This is a genomic window from Streptomyces sp. NPDC088733, assembly GCF_044751185.1.
Lineage (GTDB): Bacteria > Actinomycetota > Actinomycetes > Streptomycetales > Streptomycetaceae > Actinacidiphila.
Genome location: NZ_JBIVLH010000027.1, coordinates 111,639 through 122,580, shown reverse-complemented (window position 1 = coordinate 122,580; position 10,942 = coordinate 111,639). Strand labels below are relative to the sequence as shown.

The window sequence follows — 10,942 nt, the reverse complement described above, 5'->3', positions numbered from 1 at the left end:
CCCCAGTGGCCGAGCAGCCGGGGCTTGATGTGCTCGGGGCGCAGGGGTTCGGTCAGCAGGGGATTGGCCATCAGGTAGATCTGGCCGACGGCCAGGTAGTTCGCGGCGCGCCAGTGGGCGTCCAGCGCCCGCAGCTCCTCGTCGCGCATGGCGGTCCTCCGAAGGTTCGGGGGTGTGGGGGGTGGCCGGGATGTCCTCGTCCACCCTCGGGCCCCGCCGGTCCCGCGCGCGACTGCGACACGGCGGAGGCCGCGTGTCGTCCCGGAGCCGCCCGCGCGTTCGGACGCGGCGGGTGATCCGGTGGCGACCGGCTGCCGGAACGACATCGGAGACCGCCGATTGAGCAGTTCCGTGCGAACAGGACCGCTTTCGGCTCATCACCGGCAGCGGCCCGCCGACAGGCCCTAACGTCCCGGCAACGGCCCTGTACGGACCGCGAGAGGGACAGGGGAGAGCACGATGCACACGACCGGGGACCAGCGGGCGGCCGTTCGCCCCGCCGAGGGCGACAGCGCCGCCGAGGAGATGTTCCGGGCCCTGCTGGAGTCGGCCCCCGACGCCATGGTCATCGTGGACGACACCGGCACGATACGGCTGGTCAACGCCCAGACCGAGTCGCTGTTCGGGCACACCCGCGACGAGCTGCTGGGCCGCCCGGTGGAGGTGCTGGTCCCCCGGCGCTTCCGCGGCCACCACCCGGCGTACCGCCACGGCTACGCGGGCAACCAGCAGGTGCGGCCCATGGGCGCCGGGCTCGACCTGTACGGGCTGCGCAAGGACGGCCGCGAGTTCCCCGTCGAGATCAGCCTGAGCCCGCTGCAGACGGCCGACGGCCTGCTCATCTCGGCGGCGGTGCGCGACGTCAGCGAGCGCAAGGCGGCCGAGGAGCGCATCAACGAACTGGCCGTCCTGGTCGAGTCGTCCCAGGACGCGATCCTGGCCAAGACCCTCGACGGCCGGATCACCTACTGGAACGCGGCGGCGCAGCGCCTGTACGGCTACGCGGCCGAGGAGGCGATCGGGCAGCACGTGTCGATGCTCGCCCCGGCGGAGCTCAAGGAGGAGATCGCCACCCTGCTCGGCCGCCTGGCGCGGGGCGAGCGGATCGAGCACTTCGAGACGCTGCGGGTCACCAGCTCGGGCCGGATGCTCGACGTCGACGTCACCCTCTGGCCGATCCGGGACCGGGACGGCGCCATCGTCGGCGCCTGCTCCATCGTCCGCGACATCGCCGACCTGCGGCGCGCCGAGGAGGAGCTGACGGAGCTGTACCGGCAGCAGCAGCACATCGCGCTCACCCTCCAGCGCAGCCTCATGGGCTCGCCCGCCGAGCCGCCCGGTATGCACACGGCCAGCCGCTACTTCCCCGCGACCCAGGGCGCGGGGGTCGGCGGCGACTGGTTCGACCTGATCCCGCTCGGCGGCGGCCAGGTCGGTGTGCTCATCGGCGACGTGATGGGGCGCGGACTGGAAGCCGCCGCCGTGATGGGCCAGTTGCGCTCGGCGGCACGGGCCCTCGCCAAGACCGGCATCCCGCCGCGCCAGCTGATCCAGGCGCTGGACGCCTTCGTCCACGACCTGCCCGACCAGTTCGTCACGTGCTGCTACCTGGTCGTCGACCCGGACGCGGGCGAGGTGACGGTGTGCTCGGCGGGCCACCTGCCCGTGCTGCTGGTCGGCCCCGGACCGGAGGCGCCCGTACGGCAGCTGCCCGCGCCGATCAGCGTGCCGCTCGGCGTCGGCGACGTGCCGCACCAGCAGGTCTGCGTACCGGTGGCGGCCGGTTCCACGCTGGTGCTGTACACGGACGGCCTGGTGGAGACCCCGCGCTCCGACATCGACGAGCAACTTGCCTGCCTCAGCACGGAGTTGAGCAACGCCTTCGCACGCTCCGCCGGGCTGGAGGAGGCCGCCGACCTGGTGCTGGCCGCGCTGCGGCCTGACGCGGACGGGCACGCCGACGACGTCACCCTGCTCCTGGCCCGGCTGCCCGAGGCCCCGCTCGCGGCCACCGCGACGGAGGTCGACGCGGTGCCGTCGGCCGTCGCCGACGGACGGCGCTTCGTCCACGAGGCCCTGCACGCCTGGGAGTGCGGCCACGTGTCGGACGCGGCCTGCCTGCTGACCTCCGAGGTCCTGACCAACGCCGTGCGCCACGCCCAGGGCCCCCTGCGCCTGCGCCTGCACCGCACGGCGCTGGACGTCACCGTCGAGGTCTCCGACCACAGCACGCACATCCCGCAGCGCCGCCCCGCCGACCTCGCCGACGAGTCCGGCCGCGGCCTCCTGCTGGTCGAAGCCCTCGCCGCCGGCTGGGGCACCCGCCCCTCCAGCGACGGCAAGACCGTCTGGTTCACCCTCCACCTCCACCCCTGACCCGCACCCCACCACGTGCCCCAAAGGGGCGCGGGGAACTGCGCGACCAGCCACGACACACCCGCACCGAACACACAACGCCCACCCCCCAAGGGGCGCGAGGAACGGCGCGCCCAGCCCCACCATGCGCACCGAAGGGGCGCGAGGAACTGCGCGCCCAACCCCCACACACCCGCACACAACACACAACGCCCACCCCCCAAGGGGCGCGAGGAACGGCGCGCCCAACCCCCACACACCCGCACGCAACACACAACGCCCACCCCCCAAGGGGCGCGAGGAACTGCGCGACCAGCCCCCACACACCCGCGCCGCACAACACAACCGCACCCCACACGGCCCAGGCGGCCCAGGCGGCGAAGCCGCCTCAGTGGCCCGCCAGCACCTTCACCGTCGCGACGGCCACACCGATCCCCGCGTCCACCACGCCCGCGATCAGCGCGGTCGGCAGTCCGCCGCCCATGCGCAGGCCGCCGAGGCAGCCCCAGCCGAAGAGTGCGGCGATGTCGACGGCGGCCGAGGTCAGCAGCGCGGTCGTCAGCGGCATGAGCCCGAGCGCGGCCACGCCGACGAGGACGAGCGGGCCCACCGCGGCGAGCAGCAGCGGGCTGCTGACGTGCAGCAGCCGGCGCAGTTCGCGCCCCGTGGCCAGGCGGCCGGTCACGGTGTGGTGCGCCTGCTGGTCGGCGACCACCGCGGCCAGCCACACGCCGAGCGCGGCCGTGGCGACCGTGGCCGCGGCGCCCGCCGCGTCGACCTCGTCGCTCGCGGAGAGGCCGACGACGACGGAGATCATGGTGATGGCGGCGTAGATCCGCTCCTTGAGCCGCTCGGTGGCGGCCTCCACGTCCTCCGGCACGCCACCGGTCTACCCGCTGTGCGGCCCCGCCCGCCGCCGGACCCCGCGATCTTCAGCCCATCGGCCCCGCCGTCTCCCGGGCCGCGTCCCCCGCTGACAGCGCCTCGGGCCCGAGGTCGGCCGGGGTGCGGTGCCCGGACAGCGCGAGGGTGAGGTCGAACTCCGCGAGGAGGCAGCGGATGACGTGCTCGACGCCGCTCTGGCCGCCGAGGCCGAGTCCGTACGCGTAGGGGCGGCCGAGCAGGACGGCGCGGGCGCCGAGGGCGAGGGCCTTGAAGACGTCGTCGCCGGTGCGGACGCCGCTGTCGAAGAGGACGTCGAGGCGGTCGCCGACCGCCCGGACGACGGCGGGCAGGGCGTCGGCCGCGCCGATCGCGCCGTTGACCTGGCGGCCGCCGTGGTTGGAGACGACGACTCCGTCCATGCCGGCGTCGGCGGCCATGCGCGCGTCGTCGGGGTGCTGGATGCCCTTGAGCACGATGGGGCCGGCCCAGTGCTCGCGCAGGAACGCCAGGTCGGGCCAGCTCTTGCCAGGGTCCGCGAACATGCCGACGAAGTGCAGCACCGCGGCGTTGGGGTCCTCCTCCACCGGTTTGGCGAGCCCCGCGCGGAACGCGGGGTCGGTGAAGTAGTTGGCGGTGCCGATGCCCTGGAGGAACGGCAGGTACGCCTGGTCGAGGTCGCGCGGCCGCCAGGCCAGCAGCGGGGTGTCGAGCGTGACGAACAGGGCTGTGTAGCCCGCCGCTTGGGCCCGCCGCAGGAAACTGGCCGTCACTTCGCGGTCCTTGGCCCAGTACAGCTGGAACCAGCGTTCCCCGTCGCCCATCGCCTCGGCCACCTGCTCCATGGGCGTGCTGGACGCCGACGAGGCCACGAAGGGCACGCCCTGCGCGGCCGCGGCCCGCGCCGCCGCGGGTTCGGCGTCGGGGTGGACGATGGAGAGCACGCCGACGGGGGCGAGGGCGAGCGGCGCCGGTATCCGGCGGCCCAGGACCTCGGTCGTCAGATCGCGCCCGGTGACGTCGCGCAGCATGCGCGGGACGATCCGCGCCCGGTCCAGCGCCTCGCGGTTGGCACGTGCGGTGCGTCCGCTGCCGGCGCTGCCGGCGACGTAGCCGAAGGCCTCGGGACCGAGCCGCTGCGCGGCCAGTTCCTCCAGCCGCGTCAGGTCCGTGGGGAGCGACGGCCGCAGGCCCGCCATCCCGTTGAGGTAGATCTCGTACTGGTAGTCCGCCCGGTCGGCCATGCGTGGTCCCGTCTCTCGTCCGCGTGAGGACTGTGTCAGGGCGGGGCCGCGGCGTCCACCGTCCCGTCAGGCCTCGGGCAGTTCGCGGGCCATCCGGGCGCGCACGACGCAATTGCGGCGGGTGATCACCGTCGCGGCGGCGACCGCGCTGCCGAGGAAGGCGACGGCCAGCGTCCACGGGCGGTCGAGGACATGTCCGGTGGCGTGGTCGAGGGACCAGCGCCCGGGGCCGGCGACGCCGATGCAGGCGGCGGTGAAGCCGAGGAAGCACGGGTACTCGAAACCGCCGGAAGCGGAGAAGAAGCCGGCGGGCACATGGACGGAGACGGCTCCGGCCATCGCCCCGGCCGCCGCCGCTCCGGCGGCCGGGGTGGCGAGGCCCAGGGCGAGCAGGGTGCCGCCGCCCGCCTCGCCGAGACCGGACGCCAGGGCGCTGGCCCTGCCCGGTTCGAAGCCCATGGACTCCATGAATCCCGTGGCGCCCTCGAGGCCTTGGCCGCCGAACCAGCCGAAGAGCTTCTGCGAGCCGTGGGCGACGAGCACTCCGCCGAGTCCCAGGCGCAGCGCGAGCAGTGCGAGGTCCTTGCGGTGGTTCAGCGGCATGGCCGGCTCCTGTTCACGGCGGTGACGCGCCCCGGCGGGCCGGAGCATGGCTCCTCCCCATTCTCGGGGGGCGCGGGGCGCGGCGCCGTCCGCGCTGGGCCGTCCGGACGTCGTCGGCCGTCAGGACGTGATGGCCACGGCCCGGCGCACGCACTCCTCGGAGCCGGCCGCGCGGAGCATGAAGTCGGCGACGTCGGCGCGGCTGACCCGGGAGGCGAGTCCGAGCCGCAGGTCGGTCCCGGTCCGGTAGACGCCGGAGTAGCGGCCTGTGGTGAGGACCGCGGGCTGCACGATCGTCCAGAGATCGCCCTCGGCGCGGACCAGGGCGTCCTGCTCGTCCTTGTCCCGCATGATCGCGGGGAGCGCGAGGGACATCACGGCGCGGTAGGCGCCGCGGTGGCTCTGGCCCGTGCCGTACGCGCCGACGACGACCAGCCGCCGGACACCGTGTCCGCGCATCGCGGGGAGGATCCGCCGCATGGCCTCGGCGCAGATGGTGCCGCCGCGCGGCGGCCGCGTCCCGAGGGCGCTGAGCACCGCGTCGGCGCCCTCGACGACCCGGTCGACGTCGCGGGGGTCGCGCACGTCGCCGGGCAGGATCCGCAGGCCCTCCCGCCCGGACAGGCCGACGGGGTTCCGTACGAGGACGGTGACCTCGTGGCCGGCGGCCAGCGCGAGGGGGACGAGCCGGCGCCCCAGGTGGCCGCCGGCTCCGAAGACGGCGAGGCGCATGTCAGCGGCGCTCCCGCATCGCGCACGCGGGGCGGATCGCGCTCGGCCCGTCGTGGGCCCGGTCGCCGGCTGCGTCGGACATGGCGGCCCCTCTCGGTGTCGTCCGGTCACCGCGATCCTCGGACACCGCGCGGGCCGCGGCTACTTCAGCAGACGCGACATCCGGCGGTCGGCGAGCGGTTTGCCGCCGGTCTGGCAGGTGGGGCAGTACTGCAGGGAGGAGTCGCTGAAGGAGACCTCGCGAATGGTGTCGCCGCAGACGGGACAGGGCTCCCCGGTGCGGCCGTGCACGCGCAGGCCGGTCTTCTTCTCGCTCTTCAGCTCGCCGGCGGCCAGGCCGCGGGAGCGTTCGACGGCGTCCTCCAAAGTGGTGCGCAGGGCTTGGTACAAACGGCTCACGTCCTCCTCGGAGAGGCCGGCGGCGAGCGCGTAGGGCGACATCTTCGCCGCGTGCAGCACCTCGTCGGAGTACGCGTTGCCGACGCCTGCGATGACGCCCTGGTCCCGCAGGACGCCCTTGATGCGCCGGCGCTCGCCCGCGAGCAGCGCGGCGAAGGCGTCCCGGGTGAAGGCGGCGTCGAGGGGGTCGGGGCCGAGCCGGGCGATGCCGGGGACGTCCTGCGGGTCGCGGACGCAGTGGACGGCCAGGCGCTTCTGGGTGCCCGCCTCGGTGAGGTCGAAGCCGGCGCCCTCGGGCTCGGCGAGGAGCAGCCGCAGGGCGAGCGGTCCCTTGCCGGGGCGCGGCGGGAGCGCGGGCAGGTCGTCCTTCCAGCGCAGCCAGCCGCCCCGGGCGAGGTGGACGGCGAGGTACGGCCCGTCGCCGTCGTCGGTGGTCCACACGAGGAACTTCCCGCGCCGGCCGACCGCGGTGACGGTGCGTCCCACGAGGGCGTCCAGCGGCGGGTCGTACGTCTTGAGGACACTGACCGCGACCGGCATGACCCGGCCGACGGCGTGCCCGGTCATCCGGCCGGCGAGGTATCCGGCCAGGGCCTCCACTTCCGGCAGTTCCGGCATGCGACCAGTGTGCCGCGACCGGTGGCGGCATGCGACCGGCATCCGCCCCGCTCTGTCCGGTTTACCACCCAATACCGCAACGTGAACACAGAGTTGGATGATCGGAACAACTGGACAGCGAGGGGTCTTGTATGAATGATCGGGACCCATGGCCGAATCTCTCCCCCTGCCCCCCGAGGTGCCGCTCCCGGACACCGCGGCGTTGGACCCCACCGAGGTGATCCTTCGCCCGCAGCCGGTCGAGGCGGGTGAGGCCGACACGGTCAGGATCATCAGCGGAGAGGTCGTCGGCGGCCGCCACCGCGGCGCCCGCCGCACTCCCGGACGGGGCTCGATCGGCACCGCGGTGCTGACCGCGACCGGCGCCGTCGCCGGGCTGTCGATGCTGATGCCGCACGGTGCCGCGGGCACCGTCGCCGGCGGGGCGCAGGAGCCGGTCGTCGCCCTGCCGGACACCGAGGTCAAGGACGCCGTCGCGCCCCCGGCCGCCGGGGCCACCGCGTCCGCCCGCGCGACGGAGACCGACGGCGACACCGGGACGACCGTGGCGACGGCCGCGGTGACGAAGACCGCCACCGGCGCGGGTGGCACCACCACCGTGCAGGACGCCGTGGAGCACGCCTCCGGCGACCAGGACGGCCCCAAGGACACCCCCCGTCACGCACGCCCCAACGGCACCTGGGACAGCCAGGACTGGCAGGAGGCGGTCCTCCGCGCCGCCTCCGCGCACCACCGCCACGGGCACGGCGAGCACCAGGGCCGGCACCGCATGGGCGGCCACGAGCAGCACTCCTCGGGATTCGGCGCCGGCCAGGGTCAGGGCCACGGAAACGGCAAGGGCATGGGCTTCGGGGGCGGCGAGCGCCCGGGCGGCCAGAGCGGCGACAACGCCTGAGAGCGCGGGCGGCGCCGTGCGCCACCTCCTCCTGACGCACCCTCAGAAAAGCCCGCCGCGGCACGTGTCCGGCCGGATCGTCCTCCCGGTGGTCACGGCCGCGTTCCTCCGGCCCCCGCCGTGTCGTCCGCTGTCCAAGGCGGGGCGGACGGCCGAGACTGGGGGCAGACGACCATGAGGAGCGCAGGTGACGGTGAAGGCGAAGCCGAAGGCTGACAGCCCGCCGGTCCGGGCCACCCGGCGTGCTCCGTCCTGGGGCAGGGGCACCGCCGCCGTGGCGGCGGGGGCGCTGCCCGCGCTCGCCTTCCCGGCTCCGTCGCTGTGGTGGCTGGCGTACGGGGCGCTGGTGCCGTGGATGCTGCTCGCCCGGTCGGCCCCGACGGCACGGCGGGCGGCGCTGGACGGCTGGCTCGGCGGCGCCGGGTTCATGGTGGCGGTGCACCACTGGCTCATGCCGAGCCTGCATGTGTTCATCGTGCTGCTCGCGCTGCTGCTCGGTGCCCTGTGGGCGCCCTGGGGGTGGCTGGTGCGGCGGCTGCTCGGCGGAAGCCCCGGCGCACGCTCGGTGGTCGCGGCGACGGTGCTGGTGCCGTGCGCGTGGCTGCTGGTCGAGTTGGTGCGCTCCTGGGAGTACCTGGGCGGGCCCTGGGGGTTGCTCGGGGCGAGCCAGTGGCAGGTGGCGCCTGCCCTGAGGCTGGCGTCGGTCGGCGGTGTGTGGCTGGTCAGCTTCCTGCTCGTCGCGGTCAACACGGCGCTGACGGCACTCGTCGCCGTGCCCCGGTGGCGGACGCGGGCGGGGGCGGCGCTCGTCGTGTGCGCCGTGGCGACGGCGGCGGTGTGGCTGTGGGCGCCGCAGCCCTCGCGCACGGGGACGACGGTGCGGGTGGCGGTGGTGCAGCCCGGGGTGGTCGTGGGGGCGCAGCAGCGCTTCGACGCGGGTGAGCGGCTGACCCGTACGCTCGCGGGCCGGGACGTGGACCTGGTGGTGTGGGGCGAGAGCAGCGTCGGCTTCGACCTGTCGGCGCGGCCCGACCTCGCCGGCCGGCTGGCCGCCCTGTCCTCGCTGGTCGGCTCGGACGTGCTGGTCAATGTGGACGCGCGCCGCACGGACGGCCGCGGCATCTCCAAGACCTCGCTGCTGATCGGCCCGGACGGCCCGGTCGGCGAGGCGTACGACAAGATGCGGCTGGTGCCCTTCGGCGAGTACGTGCCGGCCCGCGGGCTGCTGGGCTGGGCGACCTCGGTGGGCCGGGCGGCGGGCGAGGACCGTGTCCGGGGCGACCGCCAGGTGGTCATGGACGCGGGCCCCGTACGGCTGGGCCCGCTGGTGTGCTTCGAGTCGGCGTTCCCCGACATGAGCCGCCGTCTCACCGACGACGGCGCGCAGTTGCTGGTGGCGCAGTCCTCGACCTCGTCGTTCCAGCACAGCTGGGCCCCGGCGCAGCACGCCTCGCTCGCGGCGCTTCGGGCGGCCGAGACCGGCCGGCCGGCGGTGCATGCCACGCTCACCGGCATCAGCGCGGCCTACGACGCCGAGGGGCGGCGGACCGGACCGTGGCTGGGCACGTCGCGCAGCGCCGCGCAGGTCTACGAGGTGCCGCTGGCCGACGGGCGCACCCTGTACGACCGGCTGGGCGACTGGGTGCCCCGGCTCGCGGTGCTGCTGCTGGCCGGGGCGGGCCTCGTCGCGCTCAGGAGGTCTGCTCGGTCACCGCGGTGACGATGCGTTCGCACAGTTCGTGGGTGCGCAGCGCGTCGCGGGCGTCGAGCGGCTTGCCGAACCGCACGGCGTCGAGGAAGGCCAGGGTGATCTGCTCGATGCCGCGCTGACGGGCGACCGGCACCCAGTCGCCGCGCCGGCGCAGGGTGGGCTGGCCCTTGTGGTCGACGATCTCGGCGAGATTGACCACCTGGCGCTTGGTGTCCTGGCCCATGACCTCCAGCACCTCCTCCGTCGAACCGTTCATGCGGTTCATGACGCCGATCGCGGTGAAGCCGTCGCCGGAGAGCTGGAGCAGCACGTGGTGCAGCAGTCCGTCGCGGACCCGGGCGCGGACGTCGGTGTGCTCGATCGGGCCGGGGACGAGGAAGCGCAGGGTGTCCACGACGTGGATGAAGTCGTCGAAGACCACGCCGCGCGGTTCCTCCGCGAGGCCGATGCGGTTCTTCTGGAGCACGATCAGGTCGCGCGGGTGCTCCAGGCACTGCGTGTAACCGGGCGCGTAGCGGCGGTTGAAGCCGGCCATGAGACCGACGCCGCGCTGCTCGGCCAGGCGGACGAGGTACTCGGCGCCCGCGAGGTCGGGGGCGAACGGCTTGTCCACGTACGCGGGCACCCCTGCCTCGATCAGCCGCTCGGTGATGGCGACGTGGCTGACGGTGGGAGCGTGCACGAAGGCGGCGTCCAGGCCCTGGTCGAGCAGCGCGTCAAGGGCGGTGTGGCGGTGCGGCAGGCGGTAGCGGTCGCCGACCTCGTCGAGGGTGGCGGGGGTGCGGGTGTGGAGGTGGAGTTCCAGTCCCGGCTGCGCGGCGAGCACCGGCAGATACGCCTTGCGCGCTATGTCGCCGAGTCCGATCACCCCGATCTTCAGGGGTTCCATGTGCCTCTCCCGCCTGCGGTGCCCGGTCGTTTCCGCTGGCAGCATACGGGTCCCGCGGGGGCGGCCGGCGCGGGCCGAGACGGTCGACGGCGGCGAGGAGCACGCCGCGCGGGGCGGCAACGGGCCGGGAGGACCGTGTCGCGGCCCTCGGGCGCTGGTGGGCCGACGCCCGACCGCCGAAGCATTCGGGCAGCACATCGGCGCCGGTGGGGCGGTGGGTGCCGCCTGGCAGCCCCCTGGCCGAGGTTCGGGGTCGTCGCGTGAGCCGCCTCGCCGAGCAGAGCGAAGGGCGGGCAGCGAAACGCGCAGGTGATGGACGTCATTGCGCAGAACGGTGCCGGGCTCGGCGGCGGCCGGCACCTCTGGTAGGGGTGGCGCCAGTCGCCGAACAGGCGTCGCAGCTCGGTGGGTTCGTCACCGTCGACGGAACGGCCGCCGGGACGCGGTGACGGCGGTGGTCCGGCAGCAGAGGCGGTCGCCGGTGAGCGGCACGGTGCCCCGCAGCCGGCCGCGGCCCCAGGTAGGTGCACAGCGCGCCGTCCGGCAGGGGTCCGGCGAGCAGGGTGAGCAGTTCCGCGCGGTGGGTGATGACCACGGGCTCGCCACTGTGCGGA

Annotated in this window: 10 protein-coding genes; 3 read left to right on the top strand and 7 right to left on the bottom strand. The window is 74.7% G+C overall.

Annotated elements, in window-relative coordinates; translation table 11 throughout:
* Window positions 1-149 (bottom strand): hypothetical protein (locus tag ACIP64_RS34810; protein ID WP_401594948.1); only part of this gene is annotated, 149 nt, incomplete at its 3' end.
* A 310-nt stretch (window positions 150-459) separates the two neighbouring features.
* On the opposite strand from ACIP64_RS34810, the gene ACIP64_RS34805 reads away from it, so the two are divergent.
* The gene (locus tag ACIP64_RS34805; protein ID WP_401594924.1) at window positions 460-2,376 is read left to right on the top strand and encodes a PAS domain S-box protein; all 1,917 of its coding nucleotides are present in this window, start codon (window positions 460-462) and stop codon (window positions 2,374-2,376) included.
* Window positions 2,377-2,743: 367 nt separating this feature from the next.
* Here the strand turns inward: ACIP64_RS34805 and ACIP64_RS34800 are convergent, their stop codons facing one another.
* From ACIP64_RS34800 to ACIP64_RS34780, 5 genes are all read right to left on the bottom strand, one after another.
* Window positions 2,744-3,235 (bottom strand): hypothetical protein, encoded by a 492-nt coding sequence (locus ACIP64_RS34800; RefSeq protein WP_401594921.1) that lies wholly within the window; start codon window positions 3,233-3,235, stop codon window positions 2,744-2,746.
* Window positions 3,236-3,287: 52 nt separating this feature from the next.
* Window positions 3,288-4,481: a lactate 2-monooxygenase gene (locus ACIP64_RS34795; RefSeq protein ID WP_401594918.1), complete on the bottom strand. Its 1,194-nt coding sequence runs from the start codon at window positions 4,479-4,481 to the stop codon at window positions 3,288-3,290.
* A gap of 66 nt (window positions 4,482-4,547) precedes the next feature.
* Window positions 4,548-5,084, bottom strand: coding sequence for a DoxX family protein (locus ACIP64_RS34790; RefSeq protein WP_401594916.1), 537 nt, complete (start codon window positions 5,082-5,084; stop codon window positions 4,548-4,550).
* Between the two features lie 120 nt (window positions 5,085-5,204).
* Window positions 5,205-5,816, bottom strand: a complete 612-nt coding sequence (locus ACIP64_RS34785; protein ID WP_401594913.1) for an NAD(P)-dependent oxidoreductase — start codon at window positions 5,814-5,816, stop codon at window positions 5,205-5,207.
* 141 nt (window positions 5,817-5,957) lie between these two features.
* Window positions 5,958-6,833, bottom strand: coding sequence for an Fpg/Nei family DNA glycosylase (locus ACIP64_RS34780; protein WP_401594910.1), 876 nt, complete (start codon window positions 6,831-6,833; stop codon window positions 5,958-5,960).
* 148 nt (window positions 6,834-6,981) lie between these two features.
* On the opposite strand from ACIP64_RS34780, the gene ACIP64_RS34775 reads away from it, so the two are divergent.
* Both ACIP64_RS34775 and lnt read left to right on the top strand, forming a co-directional pair.
* Window positions 6,982-7,728, top strand: a complete 747-nt coding sequence (locus ACIP64_RS34775) for a hypothetical protein (RefSeq protein WP_401594908.1) — start codon at window positions 6,982-6,984, stop codon at window positions 7,726-7,728.
* 187 nt (window positions 7,729-7,915) lie between these two features.
* Window positions 7,916-9,448: an apolipoprotein N-acyltransferase gene (gene lnt / locus ACIP64_RS34770; protein ID WP_401594905.1), complete on the top strand. Its 1,533-nt coding sequence runs from the start codon at window positions 7,916-7,918 to the stop codon at window positions 9,446-9,448.
* On the opposite strand, the gene ACIP64_RS34765 is transcribed toward lnt, so the two are convergent.
* Window positions 9,420-10,319, bottom strand: coding sequence for a Gfo/Idh/MocA family protein (locus ACIP64_RS34765; RefSeq protein ID WP_401594945.1), 900 nt, complete (start codon window positions 10,317-10,319; stop codon window positions 9,420-9,422). The two genes, lnt and ACIP64_RS34765, sit on opposite strands and share 29 nt — an antisense overlap.
* Window positions 10,320-10,942: the final 623 nt, after the last annotated feature.